The sequence below is a fragment of the Amorphus orientalis genome (assembly GCF_030814015.1).
In the GTDB taxonomy this organism is placed as follows: domain Bacteria; phylum Pseudomonadota; class Alphaproteobacteria; order Rhizobiales; family Amorphaceae; genus Amorphus; species Amorphus orientalis.
The window spans coordinates 84,315-104,109 of the sequence record NZ_JAUSUL010000002.1 but is presented as its reverse complement, the minus strand read 5'-3'; the positions used below and the strand labels follow the sequence as shown (position 1 = coordinate 104,109).

Sequence of the window (19,795 nt, the reverse complement as noted above, 5' to 3'; positions counted from 1 at the left end):
CTCCGGCGCCGGGTCATGGACGACACACCACCCCGCGAGGACCCGGCCGCACCGTATCGCGTTCTGGCGCGCAAATACCGCCCCCGCAGTTTCGAGGACCTGATCGGCCAGGCGCCGATGGTCCGCACCCTCAAGAACGCTTTCGAGACCGGCCGCATCCCCCAGGCCTGGATGCTCACCGGCGTGCGCGGCGTCGGCAAGACGACCACCGCCCGCATTCTGGCGCGCGCTCTCAACTACGAAACGGCGACCGCCGACCGTCCGACCATCGACATGCCCGAACTCGGCGAGCACTGCGCGGCGATCATGGAAGGCCGCCACGTCGACGTCATCGAGATGGACGCGGCCTCCCACACCTCCATCAACGACATCCGGGAGATCACCGAGGCGGCGCGCTACAAGCCCGTGTCGGCGCGCTACAAGGTCTACGTCATCGACGAGGTGCACATGCTCTCGACGGCGGCGTTCAACGGCCTTCTGAAGACGCTCGAGGAGCCGCCGGAGCACGTGAAGTTCGTGTTCGCGACCACCGAGATCCGGAAGGTCCCGGTCACGGTGCTGTCGCGCTGCCAGCGCTTCGACCTGCGCCGGGTGGACGCGGAGCCGCTGGTCGCCCACCTCACGTCGATCGCGAAATCCGAGGGCGTGTCCGTCGAGGACGAGGCCTACCGTCTGATCGCCCGGGCCGCCGAGGGATCGGTGCGCGACGCGCTCTCGCTGATGGATCAGGCGATCGCCCACGGCGCCGGCGCGGTCTCGGCCGCCTCGGTGAAGGACATGCTCGGGCTGGTCGACCGGGCCCGGGTTGTGGATCTGTTCGAGATGGTCATGCGCGGCGACATCGCCGGCGCGATCGCCGAACTGGACGAGCAGTATGCCGGCGGCGCCGACCCGGCCACGGTCCTCTCCGACCTGGCCGCCTTCGTTCATCTGGTCACCCGGTTCCGCCTGGTTCCGGACGTGGCCGCCGACGCGACCGTCACCGAGGAAGAGCGCACCCGCGGCGCCGCCTTCGCCGAGACCCTGTCAGTCCCGGTCCTGTCCCGCGCCTGGCAGATCCTGCTCAAGGGCCTGCCGGAGGTGCAGAACGCCGCCAAGCCGCTGGCAGCCGCCGAAATGGTGCTGGTGCGACTGGCGCACTCCGCCGACCTGCCGACCCCGGACGCCGTGCTCAAGGCGCTCGGAGGCGGTGCCCCTGCCGGCTCGGCACCCTCCCAACCGGCGGCGGACAGTGGCGGGGGACCGCCCCCGCCCCAGGCCCGTGCCGCCCAGGCCGGCGGCCGGCCGGCCGATCCGGTTCGCCAGGAAGCGCCGGCTCCGGCCCCTGCCCCCCGCGCCGAAGCGGTTCCGGCAGCCGGGCCGAAGCTGGAATCGCTGCAGGACGTGGCCGCGCTCGCGGGCGAGATGCGTGCCGTCCAGCTCAAGTTTGCGGTCGAGCGGCAGATGCGGCCGGTCAAGTTCGAGCCGGGCCGGATCGAGGTCGCAATGGTGCCCAATGCGCCGACCACACTGGCCGGCGAGCTGGGGACCCGGCTGACGGAATGGACCGGCCGGCGCTGGATCGTGGCGGTGTCCTCCGACGAGGGCGGCGAGACGCTGCACGAGGAGCGCGCCCGCACCGCGGAGGCGCTCAGGGCCGATGCCGCCACAGACCCGATCGTGGCCGCGGTGCTGAACCGCTTTCCCGGCGCGGAGATCGTCGATGTCCGCGTCACCGAAACCGATGAACCGGCCGTGGACGCGCCGCCGGACGACGAGAACGAGGAGTAGCTCCCGTGGACTTTATGAAGATGATGAAGCAGGCGAAGGAGCTCCAGTCGAAGATGGGCGACCTTCAGGAGCAGATGGGCGCCGTCGAGGCCGAGGGCACGTCCGGAGGCGGGCTGGTCAAGGTCCGCGTCAACGGCAAGCAGGAACTGCTCGGGGTGACCATCGATCCCACCCTGATGAAGCCGGAAGAGGCGGAGATCCTGGAGGACCTGATCGTCGCCGCCCACACCGACGCCAAGGCCAAGGTGGACGTGGCCGTCCAGGAGAAGACCCAGGAGATCATGTCGGGCATGGGCCTGCCGCCGGGAATGATGCCCGGCATGTGAGGCGGCCCGCCGGAGCCGCCGTTCGCCCCGCAGATCGTCCCCACTCCGGCCGTTTCCGCGAACGCAGGAATCAGGCGGGTTCGAAGAGGGGTGCCGACCTGCCCTTTGGAAAGCGGTCGACGCTCCGTTCTCCTTCCCGAGCCACACCCTGATGCGCCCGGGGCATCTGCCTCACTCCGGAGTCCCGCTTTCGCGGGAATGAGCGGAGAATAGGCAGCGCCTCACGAATCGCATCCTCCCTCCGCCCTGCCGCGCCCGTTCCACAAGCCAGACCGAACACCACCCATGGCCGCCACCACCGGACCAGAAATCGAGCGCCTGATCCAGCTCCTGGCAAAACTGCCGGGGCTAGGGCCGCGCTCGGCCCGGCGCGTGGCGCTGACGCTGGTCAAGAAGCGCGAGGCCCTGCTGACGCCGCTGGCGAACGCCCTGACGGAGGTGGCGGAAGCGGTGAAGGTGTGCTCGACCTGCGGCAACATCGACACCGCCGACCCGTGCTCCATCTGCACCGACCCACGCCGCGACGCCTCGCTGATCGTCGTGGTGGAGGACGTCTCCGATCTCTGGGCGCTGGAGCGCGCCGCGGCGATCTCCGCCAGATATCATGTGCTCGGCGGCACCCTGTCGGCGCTGGACGGGATCGGGCCGGACGCACTCAACATTCCGCAGCTCATCGAGCGTGCCCATTCAGCGGAGGTGACGGAGATCATCCTGGCGGTGAACGCCACCGTCGAGGGCCAGACCACCGCCCATTATCTGATGGAGCAGCTGAGCGGGCTCGGCGTGACGGTCACGCGGCTCGCCTCCGGCGTGCCGGTGGGCGGCGAACTCGACTATCTCGACGAGGGCACGCTGTCGGCCGCCATGCGGCAGCGCCGGCCTTTTTAGGGGGAGAGATTCTCCCCCGCCGCCGTCGAGAGTCGGACAGGCAGAGCCATTTACTCCGCTCATCCCCGCGCAAGCGGGGATCCATAGGGCCTCACCGTCAGAGCTGAAGCGTTTCGTGGAGATCGCGCCATTCCCCGTTCTCCTGAAGAACCAGGGCAATCTTCCACTCCCGCCGCCATTTCTTGATCTGCCGCTCGCGGACGAAGGCCGCTTCCCGGTTCTCGTGGACCTCGTATCAGACGAGGGTCTTGATCCGGTGGGTCCGTGTGAAGCCTGGCAGGGCTCCGGTCTTGTATTCGTGTACCCGGCGCGCGAGGTCGTCGGTCATCCCCACATGGAAGGTCATGGCGAGAGGATAGCCCGAACCTCCCTATCATCCTGCCTGAATCTGGCGCAGCCGCCCTATGGATCCCCGCTTTCGCGGGGATGAGCGGAGTGTGGGTTGGCGCTCCCTCAAACAACTCGCCCCTCACCTCCTCCACCACCAGCGCGCGACCGCGCGCCGGCCGGTCAGGCCGCCCACCCGGAGCCGGTGAGCGCAGCGAACTCGGCGTGAGGGACAAGCCGAACCGCCGCGAGCGCGGGCTCGCTCGCGCCGCGAGACAAAAAAACGGCCCGCCAAGAGGGCGGGCCGCTGTCGTCAATGCTCGGTCGAGGCGCAGCCTCAGACCTTGAAGCCGGCCTGCCGGACGAGATCGACCAGCGCGACCTCGGGCCGGGCGCCGATGTGCTGGATCACCTCGGCCGCCGCGATGCCGCCGATGGCGGCGCAGTCGGGCAGCGGCAGGCCGCGGGCCAGACCGAACAGGAAGCCGCCGGCGTAGAGGTCGCCCGCGCCGGTCAAATCGACGATCTTGTCGATCGGCGCGGCCTTCACGTGGTGGGTCTCGTCGCGGGTGACGGTCAGCGAGCCCTCGCCGCCCATGGTCACGGCGGCGAGCTTGGCATCCTGGCGCAGCGCGGCGACGGCGCTGTCGAAGTCCGACGTCTCGTAAAGCGCGCGCAGCTCGTGCTCGTTGGCAAAGACGATGTCGACGGTGCCGGACTTGATCAGCTCCAGGAACTCGGAGCGGAACCGGTCGACGCAGAAGGTGTCGGACAGCGTCAGCGCGACCTTGCGGCCGTTCTGGTGCGCGATCTCCGCGGCCTTGCGGAACGCTTCCTTGGCGTCGGCCGGATCCCAGAGATAGCCTTCCAGGAAGGTGACTTCGGCATCGGCGACCAGCGCCGGATCGACGTCGTCCGGGCCGAGCGCCTGGCAGGCACCGAGGAAGGTGCTCATGGTGCGCTCGCCGTCCGGCGTGACCAGAACGAGGCAGCTGGCCGTCGGCGCGCCGCCGGAGAGCGGCTTGGTGTCGAACGCGACGCCCACACCGCGCATGTCGTGGCGGTAGGCCTCGCCGAACTCGTCGTCGGCAACCTTGCCGATATAGGCGGCCTTGCCGGTAAGCGAGGAAATGCCGGCGATGGTGTTGCCGCCGGAACCGCCGGAAATCCGGACCACCTGGCCCAGATCGGCGTAGAGGCGGGCGATCTCGTCCCCGTCGACCAGGCGCATCGATCCCTTGGTCAGATTTTCACGGACAATGAAGTCGTCGTCGACGTGGGCGAGAATATCGAAGATCGCGTTTCCGATCCCGAGTACGTCATAGCGCGGCGCGGCCATTAGTGGTCGGTCCTCCTTGCTTGGTCGGGTCTGTTCGAAGACTTCCGATCGCCATCGCAGCCAGCGGCGCGGAAACGACCGGATCTCGAATTGTGAGGTTCGAAGTGGCGCGAACCTTACAGAGAACGGCCCGGATTGCCACCCCCGCCGCTCGGATCGGTCCGAAGCCCACGCTTGAGCCCCATCCCGGAAAGGCCTATGTCGGCGCCAGCCGTCGTCATCCGCCGATCGGACAAACCGGACCCTTCGCCCATGCTGTCGAGCGCGTCCCGCGCCTTTTCCGAGATTTTCTCCCAGCCGTTCCGCCCGGTGTTCCTGAAGACGCTGGGCATCACGATCGCACTCCTGATCGCCGTGTGGCTCGGCGTGCAGGCGGCGCTGACCTACTGGGTCACCCTTCCCTACGGCTGGATGGAGACCGTCCTGTCGGTCCTGACCGGCATCGGGATGGTGTTCGGCCTCGCCATTCTGGCAGCCCCGGTGTCGGCGGCCGTTGCCGGCCTGTTCCAGGACGAGATCGCGGGCACGGTGGAGCGGCTGGACTATGCCGGCGACCGGCCGGGCACCGACGTGCCGATGATGCGTGGGCTCTGGCACACGGTGAAGTTCACCGGCGTGGTGATCCTCGGCAACATCCTGGCCCTGCTCCTGCTGCTGGTTCCGGTGGTCAACATCGCCGCCTTCTTCCTGGTGAACGGCTATCTGCTGGGCCGGGAATATTTCGAGGCCGCCTCGATGCGGTTCCGCTCGGAGGCGGAGACCAAGCGGCTGCGCCAGCAGCACAGCTTCCAGATATTCCTCGCCGGGCTGATCATCGCCGGGGTTCTGGCGGTGCCGATTCTCAACCTCGTCACCCCGATTTTCGCCACCGCGTTCATGGTGCACCTGCACAAGCGCATCGCGGCCGGCGAACGGATGTGACATGTAAGCGGCGCCGGAGATCGCCGCATTCTCAAGGCATGCGCCCGACTTCCGCCGGCGATGGGGCGCTGCAATACGTCGCGGACCAGCCATGCGCCTCCCGGCTTTGACGGGGGTCTGGTCGCAGGCTAGAACCATGATAGAAATCGCCCGGCGCCCCATCCGGAGACCGCGTAATGTCGCAAGCCGACGTCAAGGCAAACCGCCCGCTTTCACCTCATCTGCAAGTCTACCGACCGATCGTCACGATGGTGATGTCGATCGTGCACCGCATCACCGGCGCGGCACTGTTCTTCGGCACCATCCTGCTGGTCTGGTGGCTCGTCGCCGCCGCCACGGGTCCCGACGCGTTCGCAACTGCGAACGGTTTCCTGGGATCGTGGATCGGCATGATCCTGCTGTTCGGCTTCACCTGGGCGCTGCTGCACCACATGCTCGGCGGCATCCGCCACTTCATCTGGGACACCGGCCGCGGCTTCGACGCGAAATCCCGCGAGGGGCTGGCCTGGGCCACCATCATCGGTTCGGTTTCGCTGACGGTCCTTCTTTGGATCGTCGGGCTGATCGTGATCTGAGGAACCATCATGGTTGACATGACGACCCCGCTCAAACGCGTCCGCGGCCTCGGATCGGCCCGCTCCGGAACCGATCATTTCTGGAAGCAGCGCCTGACCGCGCTCGCCAACGTGCCGCTGGTCATCTTCTTCATCGTGCTGTTCATCTCGATGGCCGGCGAGAACTACGAGACGGTCCTAGACCGGCTCTCCTCTCCGGTGGTCGCCATCGTCTTCATCCTGATGATCGCCTCGGTCGCCTATCACATGCGCCTCGGCATGCAGGTGATCATCGAGGACTACATCCACGGCGAGCCGCAGCGCGTACTTCTGCTGATCGCCAACACATTCTTTTCGCTGATCGTGGCGGCCGCCTCGATCTTCGCGATTCTGAAAATCAGCTTCGGAGGCTAAAGCCATGGCCGGGAGTAACGGCACCGGGAGCAACGGTTCGGGCAACGGCGCAAAGCCGGCCCTGATGGGCGAGGCCTACCCGATCATCGACCACACCTTCGACGTGGTGGTGGTCGGTGCCGGCGGCGCAGGACTGCGCGCCGTCGTGGGCTCCGCCGAGGCCGGTCTCAAGACCGCCTGCATCACCAAGGTCTTTCCCACCCGCTCGCACACGGTTGCCGCCCAGGGCGGCGTCGCTGCGTCCCTCGGCAATATGGGCGAGGACGACTGGCGCTGGCACATGTACGACACCGTGAAGGGGTCGGACTGGCTCGGCGACCAGGATTCCATCGAATATCTGGTCCGCAACGCGCCCGCCGCCGTCTACGAACTCGAGCACTGGGGCGTGCCCTTCTCGCGCACCGAGGACGGCAAAATCTATCAGCGGCCGTTCGGCGGCATGACCACCCACTTCGGCAAGGGTACCGCCCAGCGCACCTGCGCCGCCGCCGACCGCACCGGCCACGCCATCCTGCACACGCTCTATGGCCAGTCGCTGCGCCATTCGGCGGAGTTCTTCATCGAGTATTTCGCCCTCGACCTGATCATGGAAGACGGCGCCTGCCGCGGCGTCATGGCCATGTCGCTCGACGACGGCTCGATCCACCGCTTCCGCGCCCACAAGGTGATCCTGGCCACCGGCGGCTACGGCCGGGCCTATTTCTCCTGCACCTCCGCCCACACCTGCACCGGCGACGGCAACGCCATGGTGCTGCGCGCCGGCCTGCCGCTGCAGGACATGGAGTTCGTGCAGTTCCACCCGACCGGCATCTACGGTGCGGGCTGCTTGATCACCGAGGGCTCGCGCGGCGAAGGCGGCTACCTGACCAACTCCGAAGGCGAGCGCTTCATGGAGCGCTACGCACCGTCGGCGAAGGACCTGGCGTCCCGCGACGTCGTCTCCCGGTCGATGACCATGGAAATCCGCGAGGGCCGCGGCGTCGGCAAGGAAGCCGACCACATCTTCCTTCACCTGGATCACCTCGACCCGGCGATCCTGCACGAGCGGCTTCCGGGCATTTCCGAATCCGCCCGGATCTTCGCCGGCGTGGACGTGACCAAGGAGCCGATCCCGGTGCTGCCGACCGTGCACTACAACATGGGCGGCATCCCGACCAACTTCCACGGCGAGGTCCTGACCAAGAAGGGCGGCGATCCGGATGCGGTGGTTCCGGGCCTGATGGCCATCGGCGAAGCGGCCTGCGTGTCGGTCCACGGCGCCAACCGCCTCGGCTCCAACTCGCTGATCGACCTGGTCGTGTTCGGCCGTGCGGCGGCCCACCGCTGCGCCGAGACGATCCAGCCGAACCAGACCCATGCAGAGATGTCGAAGACGGCCGGCGAGGAAGCCATCGCCCGTCTCGACCACTTCCGCTACGCCTCCGGCGGCACGCCGACGGCGGAGCTGCGCGACCGGATGCAGAAGACCATGCAGTCGAACTGCGCCGTGTTCCGCACCGGCGAGGTGCTCGAAGAGGGCCACCACAAGATCCACGAGCTCTGGGCCGGCGCCGAGGACGTGAAGGTCTCCGACCGGTCGCTGATCTGGAACACGGATCTGATCGAGACGCTGGAGTTCGACAACCTGATCAGCCAGGCCGTGGTCACCATGGACTCCGCGATGAACCGGCAGGAATCCCGTGGCGCCCACGCCCGCGAGGACTTCCCGGACCGCAACGACGACGAGTGGATGAAGCACACCCTCGCCTTCTGCGATCCCGACAAGCGCGAAGTGAACCTCGACTACCGCCCGGTCCACTCCTACACGCTGTCGAACGACATCGGCTATATCGAGCCGGCCAAGCGGGTCTACTGAGGACCGACCGCCGGTGACCGCGATGACCCAGCTTTCCGGCCGCGGCGCGTTGGACGCGCCGTTCGGCAGCCTCAAGCCCGGGGCGGCAATGCGTGCCATGCTCGCGCTCGCCCGGGGCCGCCGGCTTGCGCCGGGGGCACGGAGCTGGGTGCGCCGCCGGGTGCGCCGGATGATGCCGCCCGACGAGATCGATATCGTGGTCGAGGGGCTGTCCTTCCGGGTTTCGCCGCGCGACAACAAGGATGGCTTCGACCTCGCCGCCAAGCACCGGCTGCCGGAGGCCGAGGAACGGGCGTTCGTCCTGGATCAGCTCCAGCCCGGCGATCTGTTCGTCGACATCGGCGCCAACCTGGGCGTCTATTCGGTCTCCACGGCGGCGCGCGGGCCACAGGGCATCCACGTGGTGGCGTTCGAGCCGCATCCGGTGTCGCAGCCGCGGCTCGCCCTCAATCTGGCCGCCAACGGTCTGACCGACCGGGTGACGATCGAGCCGGTGGCCGTCGGCCCGACGCGCGGCACGACGACCTTGTGGGCCAACGCCTCCGGCAATGCGGGACGTGCGTCCCTGCACGCCTTCGACGGCGACCGCTCGCTGGGCTTCGACGTCGACATCGTTCCGCTGGCCGAGCGGCTCGCCGACTATTCGGCGCCGGTGGGCGTGCTGAAGATCGACATCGAGGGCTTCGAGGACCAGGCGCTCCTGCCCTACGTGGACTCGGTGCCGCGCGAGCGGTGGCCGCGGGCGATCGTCGCCGAAACCACCCACGCGCACCTCTGGCAGCGCGATCTGATCCAGGGGCTGCTGGAGCGCGGCTACACCCGCGCGGCCACCACGGCCGAAAACGTCATGCTCATCCTGTCCGGGGCGCCGACTGCCCCTTTGAACACGCCACGCTGAGGAAAGACGATGGTCGAACTCACGCTCCCCAAGAACTCAAAGATCACCGACGGCAAGGTTTGGGACAAACCTGCCGGCGCAAAAAACCTGCGCGAGTTCAAGGTCTATCGCTGGAACCCCGACGATGGCCGCAATCCGCGGGTCGACACCTATTATGTCGACACGGAAGACTGCGGGCCGATGATCCTGGACGGGCTCATCTGGATCAAGAACAAGGTCGACCCGACGCTGACCTTCCGCCGGTCCTGCCGCGAGGGCATCTGCGGCTCGTGCGCGATGAACATCAACGGCATCAACCATCTCGCCTGCACGTCCGGCATGGACGAGGTGAAGGGGCCGGTGACGCTTTATCCGCTGCCGCACATGCCGGTGGTGAAAGACCTTGTTCCGGACCTGACCAACTTCTATGCGCAGCTGCGCTCGGTGGAGCCATGGCTCAAGACCGTCACCCCGACCCCGCAGAAGGAATGGCGCCAGAGCCACGACGACCGGGTCAAGCTGGACGGCCTCTACGAGTGCATCCTGTGCGCCTGCTGCCAGACCTCCTGCCCGAGCTACTGGTGGAATTCCGACCGCTATCTCGGCCCCGCCGTGCTGCTGCAGGCCTATCGCTGGATCATCGACTCGCGTGACGAATCGACCGGCGAGCGGCTCGACGATCTGGAAGATCCGTTCCGGCTCTACCGCTGCCACACGATCATGAACTGCGCCAACGCCTGTCCGAAGGGCCTGAACCCGGCCAAGGCGATCGCGGAGATCAAGAAGCTGATGGTCGAGCGGCAGGTCTGAGGCAAATCCCAGGAAAAGTGGGAACCGGTTTTCCGTCCGGGATTTGCCTTTAAAGAATAGCGCTCACGCGAGTTCGCTTCGCTCACCGCTGCGCGGGCGCGGCCTGACCGGCCGGCGCGCGGTCGCGCGCTGTAAAATCCCAGGAAAAGTGGGAACCGGTTTTCCGTCCGGGATTTGCCTTTAAAGAATAGCGCTCACGCGAGTTCGCTTCGCTCACCGCTGCGCGGGCGCGGCCTGACCGGCCGGCGCGCGGTCGCGCGCTGTAAAATCCCAGGAAAAGTGGGAACCGGCACAGGCCGGCTTTTCGCTGCTCTTGAAACCCAGAAAGCCCGCTTGATCGAGCGGGCTTTTTTCGTTCCGGACGGCTCAGCCCCAGACCGGGCTCAGGAAGATCGCCATGGCCAATAGCCAGCCGGCCGACCACAATCCGGAGCGGATCAGGTTCATCCCCTTGAGGTAGGACAGCACGTAGGCAATCCGGACCACGATGAAGACGATCGCCAGCGCGTTGATTGCCGGCTGAGGGCCACCGTTCATTTCCGCCACGATCACGGCGACACCGAACAGGAGGAACGCCTCCCAGCAGTTCTGGTGCGCGGCATAGGCGCGCCTGCGAAAGCCGCTCTGTTCGGCATGCCGCGCCCGCGGGTCCCGGTTGTCGAGCTCCGGATCCGCCTTGGCGGGATAGACGGCGGCGAACGGCATCAGGCTGGCGATCACCAGACACCACATTGCAATGGACATGGACACGGGCTCCCGGGGGCTTCGGATACGGGTCAGGTACGGCAGGCATGATCCGTCAGATCAGGACAAGCCGGAAGTCACCACTCGGTTCCGCCCGCCTTCCTTTGCAGCGTAAAGGGCCTTGTCGGCCCGCTGCATCACCTGTTCGAGCCGGTCGCCGCTTCCGTTGCTGAGATCCCGAGAGCTGCTGACGCCTGCGCTGAAAGTGACGGGAGCCACCCCGGCGAATGCCGGATCCGCTGCGACCACTTCCCGTATCCGGTCGACGATCCGCGCCCCCTGCTCCGCACCGCACTGGGCGAGGATCAACCCGAATTCCTCGCCGCCGAGCCGGAACAGCCAGTCAACCGGGCGCAGGATCCTGCGGATCGTTTCCGCGAACGCGACCAGGACCGCATCGCCGGCCGCATGGCCGTGGGTGTCGTTAAGCTTCTTGAAATGATCGAGATCGATGACCGCGAAAGCGAACGTCTCCGCCGAGCGCGCACTTCGCATGGACTCCGCGGCGAAGACCCGGCTGAGCATACGGCGGTTCCAGCTTCCGGTCAGGCTGTCGGCAAGGGCGGCCCGGCTCAGTTCGAGCTGGTGCATGACCAGGGCCGCGAGGTCGGCCATCATCTGACGCTCGGCGGGGCTGAGAACGCGTGGCTTGCTGTCGATCGCGCACAGCGTCCCGAACGGGACCCGATCGCGCGTGACCAGCGGGGCACCGGCATAGAAGCGGATGTAGGGCATGCCCGTGACATAGGGATTCTGGACGAAACGCCCGTCTTCGGTGGCGTCGGCGATCTCCAGAAGATCGTCCTGTTCCAGGGCGTGAAGGCAGAAGGTGTCCTTCAGCGGGATCGGACCGGTGTTCAGTCCGACGGCCGCCTGAATCCACTGCTGTTCGCCGTCCAGGAAGCTCACATGGGTGATCGGCATGCCGAGAGCGGTCGAAGCGATACGGGTGATGCGCTCGAAGATCGGCTGTGCCTCAGCTTCCAGAACCCCGTAGTCCTCCATCGCCACCCGGCGCGTGTCACCGGCGGCAGTCCCGTGCGTCGCCACAGACGCCCCCATGATCTCGTCCTCCTGGAGCACTTCCCGTTCAAAGTGACTGACACTGAACGATTTGGATGTGCTCGGGTACTTGGTCGTTCACCCATTCCCTGTCGACCCCCGATCCCGTCAGACCGGACACGGCTCGCGGCCGGCCGCCCCGCGTGGCCCGACAGAGCCAACGGACATCAAGTTACACCGCCAAGCTGTCGCAAAGGTGGCGTGCGCGATCCCGGATGGGCGACGGAGACAACCGTCGGCACGCAGACATCGGACCGTCCGGACATCAAACCGGAGGATTCAGGCGTCGATCCGTTCCTGACCCGCACAAACGGAGCAGTTGCGACCACCGGCCTTGGCCCGGTACAGCGCCTCGTCGGCGCGGGCGAGAATCCTGGGAAGGCTGTCGTCGTCGCTGCCGCCGAGGACACGCGGCCTGTGATCCGTTATGCCGCTGGAGAAGGTGACGCCCCGGCCGCCGAGTTTCGGCCCCCGCGCCTCCAGATCGGCCCGGAGCTGCTCGATCAGTCCTTCGGCCTTGGTCGAGCTGGAATCCACGATCAGGGCCGCGAACTCCTCGCCCCCCATCCGGAAGAACCAGTCTTCCGGGCGCAGGTTGTCGCGGGCCAGACGCGCAAACTCGATCAGGACTTCATCTCCGGCGGCGTGGCCGAACTCGTCGTTCAGCCGCTTGAAGTGGTCGAGGTCGAGCATCGCGAGCGCGAACTTGCGGCCGATGCGGTTTCCGCGCCGGATCTCCGCGGAAACCACCTGGGCCAGCATCCGCCGGTTCCAGGCGCCGGTCAGCCCATCCATCATCGCCTCGCGCTGCAGGTCGAGCTGCCGGCTGGCGAGTGCGGCCAGCCCTGAAAGGACCTCGCGTTTCGCCGGACCGAGCTGTCGCGGGCTGGTGTCGGCCACGCCAAGCGCTCCGATCGGGATGGAGGCGCCAGCATAGAGCGGCGCCCCCGCATAGAACCGGATGTGGGGGGCCTCGACCACGAACCGGTTCGTCGCGAAGCGCGGATCGTCGCGGGCGTCTTCCACGACGAAGACGTCTTCTCCATCCACGGCATGAATGCAGAAGGAGTCGGTCAGCGGCGCGGCATCCATCTGCCGGCACCGGGTCGTCTTGATCCACTGGCGTTCGCCGTCGAGCAGGCTCACGAAGGCGAGCGGCACCTCGAGTGCGGACGCCGCGATCCGGCTGACCTGGTCGAATATGTCGAGGGTCTCGAGATCAGTGATGCCGAGCCCGGCAATGGCCGACGTCCGCTCGCGTGCGGGGTTCGCGCCGTTTCCGCGATCGTTCTCAACGCCGGACGACCCTCCGGCGATCGTGACATTCAACGGATTGACCATTGCCCCCTGCCCGTCGCGTCGCGCGCCGGTTTCGCCAATGCGCACGGACGATAACGGTGACCATGCGCAGGGGGCACTCTATCGCCTTTCAAGCCAGTGCAAAACAGCACCGACCGTCCGTTTCACCTGACCGGTTCGGCCAAGTCCGGGGCGTCCTGACGAGGCACCGCAATGAAAAACGCCCGGCAGGACGGCATCGGCCCATCACCGATCCGCCCGCCGGGCGTCGAAGTCCACGCGAGAGCGCGTTTTACGACAGGTCGTTGAGAACCGACGAGGTTACCTGATCCTTGTTCTCGACGTCCTTGAGCATCGATTTCATCATCCAGATCTGCTTCTCGTGCTCGGTGAGCCGGTCATCGAGAATGTTGCCGGACGCGTCGTCACCCGCGTCGTCAATCATCGGACGGATCTCGCGCATGGTGCGCACGACGAGTTCGTTGTCGTGAATAAGCTTGCGGACCATCTCCCAGGGACCGGGAACGCCGCGCTCTTCCTCGACCGACGACAGCTCCTCGAAGTCGGCATAGCTCGACGGCGCGTAATGGCCGAGAGCGCGGATCCGCTCCGCGATGGTGTCGAGGGCGTTCCACTGGTCAGTGTACTGCTCCTCGAACATGAGGTGCAGCGTGCGGAACCGCTGGCCCTCCACGTTCCAGTGAAATCCGTGCGTCTTCACGTAGAGCCGATGGGTGTCAGCCAGCACGCGCGCCAGCCCCTTGGCGATCGACTTGGCTTCGGTCTCGGACATCACGTTGTCATTGCGCATTTTCAGCCTCCTTCTTGTGCCCCGCATTTGGGAGTGCTCGGCGATTTCGCCAACACTCCGAAACCCGGTGTGTCGTCATACCGCACAGGCTCCATCTCGAAGATGTGACACGAGACGATTGGCGGTTGCGTGTCACGAGCGTTAAACGCTGGGTCTGGAAACCGGCGTCGGTATGATTGCGAGAATGAAGCGCGTGAAGTCCCTTCATCGTTCCAAGGTGCGACAAACTGGAGCGGCTGCGGCCTGCATGCTGGCGCTCGTCCTTTCGGGGCCCCCGCCGGCCATGGCGCAGAATGCGGCCATTACGACCGATCAGGTCGACGCCGCGATCCTGATCGACACGGAAATCGCGGCACCCGGGTCGGAGGTCCGCGTCGCAATCCGGCAGACGCTTGCCGACGGCTGGCATACCTACTGGAAGAACCCCGGCGATTCCGGCGCCCCGACCGAAGTGGACTGGACGCTGCCGGACGGCGTGAGCGCCGGTCCCCTGCGCTGGCCGACACCCGAGCGCATCCCCTACCCGCCGCTGATCAACTACGGCTACTCCGGGTCCGCCACCCTTCTGACCAGCCTCACCGTGCCGCAGGACTGGCCCGCGGGCGAACCGGTCGAAGCCGACCTGGCGATCAACTGGCTGGTCTGTTCCGACATCTGCATCCCCCAGAGCGGCGCCGTTCGCCTGTCGATCCCCACCGGCCCCGAGGCGGAGCCGGATTCCGCCGTGGCCTTCACCTTCCTGAACGCCGAACGCGCGCTTCCCACCGTGGTCGACTGGCCGGCCGGCCTGGAGGCCGACGGGGACCGCCTTGTGCTGACGGTGGAGCCGGACGACGTGGATCCCGGCTCCCTCCGAGAGGCCTATTTCTTTCCGGCCGAGTGGGGCGTCGTGGACCATTCCGCCGCTCAGGAGCTCGACGTCCGAGACGGCCGGCTGGTCCTCGCGCTCGCCCCGGACGGCAAGGCCGCCTCGCTCGACGACAGTCCGGTGGCTGGGGTTCTGGCGCTGACGGACGACAGCGGCAAACGCACCGGCTATGCGATCGGCAATCCGGACGCGAGCCTGACCACCCCCGCCGAGCAGACCAACGTCGCCGCCCTGCCGGCCGCTCCCGCGACGCCGCCGGCTTCCGCTGCCGGATCGGGTCCTGACGGCGGAAGCACAGCACCGGGAGGAGGTGCCACGCCCGGTCTCCTGCGTGCGATCGTCTTTGCCTTCCTGGGCGGACTGATCCTCAACCTGATGCCCTGCGTGTTTCCGGTGCTCGCCCTCAAGGCGGTTTCCTTCGCCGGGCACAGCCACGAGGCGGCACCCCGCCGGATCGCCCAGGGACTGAGCTACACCGCCGGGATTCTCCTCAGCTTCCTGGCGCTTGCAGGAGCGCTCCTGGCGATCAAGTCGGGCGGGACGGCGGCCGGCTGGGGCTTTCAGCTTCAACAGCCGCTTGTGGTCGCGGCCCTCGCCTATCTGCTGGTTCTGGTCGGTCTGAACCTCTCCGGTGTCTTCGAGATCGGGCTCGGCCTGACCCGGACGGGCAACGTGGTGCACGGGCGGTCCGGGCTGTCCGGATCGTTCCTCACCGGCGTGCTGGCCGCCGTGGTTGCGACCCCCTGCACGGCGCCGTTCATGGCGGTGGCGATCGGCTTCGCCCTCACCCAGGGGACGGCCGTGACGCTTGCCGTTTTCACCGCGCTCGGGCTGGGCCTCGCCCTGCCCTTCCTGCTGATCTCGTCGGTTCCCGCACTCGGGCACGCGCTGCCGAAGCCCGGGGCCTGGATGATCCGGTTGAGACAGGTCCTCGCTTTCCCGATCTTCGCGACCGCCGCCTGGCTGATCTGGGTGCTCGCGCAGCAGGCCGGGGTCGACGCGATGTTCGCCGCCCTTATCGGCTGCGTGGTTCTGGCCTTTGCCGCCTGGCTGTTCGGCCTGAGCCAGGGCGAACTCAAACGGGGACGCCGGATTGCGGCCGCGGCTGCCGTGCTGGGCCTTCTGGCAGCGGTCGGCCTCCTGGCCCCCACGCTGACGGGGACCGCCGGCCCGGCGGTTGCCGCACCCGGAACCGACCCGGCTGGGGACCAGGCGCCCCTCACCCGGCTGGCCGCGCTCCGGGACGAAGGCAAGCCGGTTTTCCTCAACGTGACGGCGGCCTGGTGCATCACGTGCAAGGTGAACGAGAACGTGGCGTTCGGCTCCCGCTTCGAGGACGCGCTGGTCCGCAACGACGTGACCTATCTGACCGCCGACTGGACGCGTCGCGACCCGGACATCACCCGGCTCCTGGAACGGCACGGTCGCGCCGGTGTGCCGCTCTATCTGGTCTATCCGGCCGGGTCGGGAACGCCGGAGGTGCTGCCTCAGATCCTCACCGAAGGTCTGGTCGTAAAGGCAATCGAGAAGGCGGGCGCCCCGCGCTCCTGATCAGACGCCGAAAATGGCGACGGCCGCCTCGCGCCCGCGCAGTTCCACCGCGCCGATAGCCTTGAGGTCGCTCTCCTCGCCGAGCCCGTTGACCGTCTCGGTATCGAGCAGAACACGGGATTTCAGCGTTTCGTTGAGGTCCTGGAGACGCCGCGCCCGGGTCACGGTATCGCCGTGGACCGAGTAGGCCGTGCGATCCCTTCCCACCATGCCGGCCGTGACGGGGCCCGTGGCGATCCCGATGCGCAGGGACAGCTTCACGTCCTCGAAGGCTTCGCTTCGGGAGACCTTCAGCAGCGCCTGCGCCACCCAGAACGCGCGATCCTGACAGCGGTCGGCTTCCAGCGGCAGGTTGAAGCCCGCCAGGAAGGAACTGCCCTGGCGGGCAAGCATGACGCCACCGGCCTCGCAGACCAGGTCGCTCGCCCGCCGGAAGAAGGCATCGAAGGCGGCGAGGGTCCGGGCGGGGTCCTGATCCTGCGAAGCGGGCGACGGGTCGGCGATCTCGACGGAGACAAGCGACGCGTTCCGAACGGTCGGCGCGAGGACATTCCGGGTTTGCAGAAGCTCGTCGATGGTGGACGCCGGAACGTAGCGGCCGAACGCCGCTTCGACGGACCGCCGCCGCCGGTTCGCGCGCATGCGCTGGGCGACCACCTTGCGCGCCCGGGCCGCTGCAGCCGCGATCACACCGGCCACGGCCAGCAGGAGCAGCGTTTCGGCGAGAGGACCGAGCAGCTCACCGAAGCCCGGCCCTAGAGCGGCGAATGCGGCCCACCAGGCCAGGGCCGCCACAGCTCCGGCCCACAGGACGAGTTGGGGCGACAACGTCAGAGACGCTGCTGCCACCAGGAGCACGGCGACCAGCGGCCCGAACGCGTGGAGGGTCGGAACGGAGCCGAACCCGCCCGCCTCGGCCAGTAGCCCGAAGGCGGCCAGCGCGGCGAGCCCCACGGCATCCACCGCAACCACCGCATAGGCAAGCCAGCGGCGATCGAACCGGGTGCCGACGATCCAGTGGCAGAGACCGCCGACCAGCGCGAAGGCGAGCGCGATGGCCGTCGCGACGGGTTTCAGGCCGGCCGGCGAGACGATGGCAAGCCAGACGGCAATCAGGATGGCGACCGCCACCTGCCCCTTGAGCGCGATCCGGAAGCCGGCGCTCCCGGCCTCGCTGAGGGCACGTTCGGCGGTCTTGTCGAATTCGCGAGCCATCTGTCTCAACCGGTGCTCAGGAAGCGGCGCGTCTCCTCTTCCAGGACGAGGCACGTGAGCACGCCGGACATGACCGCGCCGGTGTCGATATCGATGCGGAAGGGACGGATTTCGGGCTGCTCAACCGGGGTGTGCCCGTGCACGACGCAGTGAGGAAGCGGACCGTCGAAACTCAGGAACGGCTCCCGGATCCACATCAGATCCTCCGGCTCCTGGGCCTCCAGGGAAACACCGGGCCGGATGCCGGCATGGACGAAGAGATAGTCGCCTTCCACATGGCTCGTGGCGAGGCCACTGAGAAAGGCGCGTTGCGGGCCGAGCGCCTCGCTGAGCTGATCACGCACCTGGTTGACCGTCTTGGCGCTGACTTCGGCGGGCGGCGTTATGCCGTAGGACGACAGCGTCGGCTGGCCGCCGTTCTGCATCCAGAGGATCAGCACCTCCGGGTCCTCGAGGAACTCCAGCAGCATGTCCTCGTGGTTGCCCTTGAGACAGATGCGCTCCCCGTCATGGGACGGATCCTCGCGCAGCATGTCGATGACCGCGCGGGAGTGCCCGCCCCGGTCGATGTAGTCGCCGAGGAAGATCTCGACGACATCGTCGCACGGGTTGCGGGTCAGGTCGCGCTCGATCTCGGCCAGGATCGCGCCGAGCAGATCGGCCCGGCCATGGATATCGCCGACGGCATAGATGCGGGTGCCGTCCGGCACGCGCGGCGGGGAATCGGGAAAGGGCATGTCGGGTTGTCCAGATTGCTGCGGCCTTCGAGCCGGACCCGGGCGGCACTCCGCACCGGGCCTTGGGCGTCTGGTTACTCCATCCGGCCGATCCGGTGCAATCGGGGGAGCGGCGGTCAAGCCGTTCAGAACCCGAGCAGCCCCGGAAGCCAGAGCACAAGCCCCGGGAACACGACGAGCAGGAACAGGACCGCCACCAGCACCCCGATGAACGGCCAGATTTCGCGCACGATGTCCTTCAGATCGGTGCCGGTGACCGACGCGATGACGAACAGGAGCATGCCGTAGGGCGGCGTGGCCAGGCCGATCATGATGTTGACGATGATCACGATGCCGAAATGGACCAGATCGATGCCGGAATAGACCACGGCCGGAACGAGCAGCGGGACCAGCACCAGCAGCATAACAGAAACGTCGAGCAGGCAGCCGAGCAGCAGGAAGAGGACGTTGACGACGATGAGGAAGGCGAGCGGCGGGAGGTCCAGGTCGAGCACCCAGGCGGCCAGCGCGTCTGGAAAGCGCTCGTTGGCGATCGCGTAGTTGACGATGAACGCGCCGGCAATGGTGATCGACACGATCGCGCTTTCGCGAACGGTGTCAGCCAGGATCGTATAGAGACCCCGCCAGGACAGGGTCCGGTAGACGAACCCGGCCAGCACCAGCGCGTAGAGCGCGGCGACGGAGGCTGCTTCGGTGGCCGTCGTGACCCCGAGATAGATGCCCCCGAGCAGGATGACCGGCATCAGCAGCGGCAAACCGGCATCGAGGAAGGCGCGACCGATGGCCGAGAGCGGCGCGGCCGGGTCGGCTTTCATGCCACGGCGGCGGGCGAGAACGGTGATGACCGCCATCAGCGCGAGCGCCATCATCACGCCCGGAACGATGCCGCCCAGAAAGAGCGCACCGACGGAGGCGTTGGAGACGACGGCATAGAGTACGACGGGGATCGACGGCGGAATGATCGGCCCGATCGTGGCCGAGGCGGCGGTGACCGCACCTGCGAAGCCCGGCGTGTAGCGCCCGTCCCGGGTCATCATCTCCATCATCACGCGGCCCGGGCCGGCGACGTCGGCGACCGCGCTGCCGCTCATTCCGGAGAAGACGACGGAGCTCGCCACATTGGCGTGGGCCACGCCGCCGGGCAGCCGGCCGAACAGGAATGCCGCCACCCGGACGATGCGGTCCGTGATGGTGCCGGCGTTCATGACATTGGCCGCGAAGATGAACATTGGGATCGCGATCAGGGTGTAGCTGGCGTAGAGGCGCCCACCGACCTGATCGACCAGCAGGCCGATGTCCTGATCCGTCCAGAACAGATAGGCGATGCCGCTCGCCATCATGGCCAGCCCGACCGGGATGCGCAGCACGGCCAGGCCGGCGAAGACGCCGAGAAGGAGCAGGAGATTTCCGTTCATCGCGGCGCACCG

The 19,795-nt window shown here is 67.3% G+C and carries 18 protein-coding genes; 10 read left to right on the top strand and 8 right to left on the bottom strand.

Annotated elements, in window-relative coordinates:
- Positions 1-15: 15 nt before the first annotated feature.
- The 3 genes from J2S73_RS08305 (at position 16) to recR (ending at position 2,984) form a co-directional block, all read left to right on the top strand.
- Positions 16-1,770, top strand: a complete 1,755-nt coding sequence (locus J2S73_RS08305; RefSeq protein WP_306885050.1) for a DNA polymerase III subunit gamma/tau — start codon at positions 16-18, stop codon at positions 1,768-1,770.
- 5 nt (positions 1,771-1,775) lie between these two features.
- Positions 1,776-2,096, top strand: coding sequence for a YbaB/EbfC family nucleoid-associated protein (locus J2S73_RS08300; RefSeq protein WP_306885049.1), 321 nt, complete (start codon positions 1,776-1,778; stop codon positions 2,094-2,096).
- Between the two features lie 285 nt (positions 2,097-2,381).
- Entirely contained in the window at positions 2,382-2,984 is a 603-nt protein-coding gene (gene recR, locus J2S73_RS08295) for a recombination mediator RecR (RefSeq protein ID WP_306885048.1), read from the top strand.
- Between the two features lie 664 nt (positions 2,985-3,648).
- Here recR and J2S73_RS08290 read toward each other — a convergent pair.
- Positions 3,649-4,650 carry an adenosine kinase gene (locus tag J2S73_RS08290; RefSeq protein WP_306885047.1) on the bottom strand — a complete coding sequence of 334 codons (1,002 nt, stop codon included), beginning with the start codon at positions 4,648-4,650 and terminating at the stop codon, positions 3,649-3,651.
- Positions 4,651-4,902: 252 nt separating this feature from the next.
- Here J2S73_RS08290 and J2S73_RS08285 point away from each other — a divergent pair, with 252 nt between their 5' ends.
- The 6 genes from J2S73_RS08285 to J2S73_RS08260 all read left to right on the top strand — a co-directional run bounded on the left by J2S73_RS08285 (position 4,903) and on the right by J2S73_RS08260 (position 10,081).
- Positions 4,903-5,571, top strand: a complete 669-nt coding sequence (locus tag J2S73_RS08285; RefSeq protein ID WP_306885046.1) for a sulfate transporter family protein — start codon at positions 4,903-4,905, stop codon at positions 5,569-5,571.
- A 176-nt stretch (positions 5,572-5,747) separates the two neighbouring features.
- On the top strand, positions 5,748-6,146 hold the full coding sequence (sdhC, locus tag J2S73_RS08280; RefSeq protein WP_306885045.1) for a succinate dehydrogenase, cytochrome b556 subunit: 399 nt from the start codon (positions 5,748-5,750) through the stop codon (positions 6,144-6,146).
- A gap of 9 nt (positions 6,147-6,155) precedes the next feature.
- The gene (gene sdhD, locus J2S73_RS08275) at positions 6,156-6,539 is read left to right on the top strand and encodes a succinate dehydrogenase, hydrophobic membrane anchor protein (protein WP_306885044.1); all 384 of its coding nucleotides are present in this window, start codon (positions 6,156-6,158) and stop codon (positions 6,537-6,539) included.
- A gap of 4 nt (positions 6,540-6,543) precedes the next feature.
- Positions 6,544-8,394 carry a succinate dehydrogenase flavoprotein subunit gene (sdhA, locus tag J2S73_RS08270; RefSeq protein ID WP_370874406.1) on the top strand — a complete coding sequence of 617 codons (1,851 nt, stop codon included), beginning with the start codon at positions 6,544-6,546 and terminating at the stop codon, positions 8,392-8,394.
- 22 nt (positions 8,395-8,416) lie between these two features.
- A complete protein-coding gene (locus J2S73_RS08265; RefSeq protein ID WP_306886273.1) occupies positions 8,417-9,292 on the top strand; it encodes an FkbM family methyltransferase in 876 nt (291 codons plus the stop codon).
- Positions 9,293-9,301: 9 nt separating this feature from the next.
- Positions 9,302-10,081 carry a succinate dehydrogenase iron-sulfur subunit gene (locus J2S73_RS08260; protein ID WP_306885043.1) on the top strand — a complete coding sequence of 260 codons (780 nt, stop codon included), beginning with the start codon at positions 9,302-9,304 and terminating at the stop codon, positions 10,079-10,081.
- A gap of 366 nt (positions 10,082-10,447) precedes the next feature.
- On the opposite strand, the gene J2S73_RS08255 is transcribed toward J2S73_RS08260, so the two are convergent.
- The 4 genes from J2S73_RS08255 to J2S73_RS08240 form a co-directional block, all read right to left on the bottom strand.
- Positions 10,448-10,825 (bottom strand): MAPEG family protein, encoded by a 378-nt coding sequence (locus J2S73_RS08255; RefSeq protein WP_306885042.1) that lies wholly within the window; start codon positions 10,823-10,825, stop codon positions 10,448-10,450.
- Between the two features lie 60 nt (positions 10,826-10,885).
- On the bottom strand, positions 10,886-11,887 hold the full coding sequence (locus J2S73_RS08250; protein WP_306885041.1) for a GGDEF domain-containing protein: 1,002 nt from the start codon (positions 11,885-11,887) through the stop codon (positions 10,886-10,888).
- A gap of 279 nt (positions 11,888-12,166) precedes the next feature.
- Complete coding sequence (locus J2S73_RS08245; protein WP_306885040.1) at positions 12,167-13,228, bottom strand: sensor domain-containing diguanylate cyclase; 1,062 nt, start codon at positions 13,226-13,228, stop codon at positions 12,167-12,169.
- 250 nt (positions 13,229-13,478) lie between these two features.
- The gene (locus J2S73_RS08240; protein WP_306885039.1) at positions 13,479-13,997 is read right to left on the bottom strand and encodes a Dps family protein; all 519 of its coding nucleotides are present in this window, start codon (positions 13,995-13,997) and stop codon (positions 13,479-13,481) included.
- Positions 13,998-14,181: 184 nt separating this feature from the next.
- Between J2S73_RS08240 and J2S73_RS08235 the strand changes: the two genes are divergently transcribed.
- Positions 14,182-16,416, top strand: coding sequence for a protein-disulfide reductase DsbD family protein (locus tag J2S73_RS08235; protein WP_306885038.1), 2,235 nt, complete (start codon positions 14,182-14,184; stop codon positions 16,414-16,416).
- Here J2S73_RS08235 and J2S73_RS08230 read toward each other — a convergent pair whose 3' ends face one another.
- From J2S73_RS08230 to J2S73_RS08220, 3 genes are all read right to left on the bottom strand, one after another.
- Positions 16,417-17,631: an adenylate/guanylate cyclase domain-containing protein gene (locus tag J2S73_RS08230; protein ID WP_306885037.1), complete on the bottom strand. Its 1,215-nt coding sequence runs from the start codon at positions 17,629-17,631 to the stop codon at positions 16,417-16,419.
- A 5-nt stretch (positions 17,632-17,636) separates the two neighbouring features.
- Positions 17,637-18,368: a metallophosphoesterase family protein gene (locus J2S73_RS08225; protein WP_306885036.1), complete on the bottom strand. Its 732-nt coding sequence runs from the start codon at positions 18,366-18,368 to the stop codon at positions 17,637-17,639.
- A gap of 125 nt (positions 18,369-18,493) precedes the next feature.
- Positions 18,494-19,783, bottom strand: coding sequence for a TRAP transporter large permease (locus J2S73_RS08220; RefSeq protein WP_306885035.1), 1,290 nt, complete (start codon positions 19,781-19,783; stop codon positions 18,494-18,496).
- Positions 19,784-19,795 lie beyond the last annotated feature (12 nt).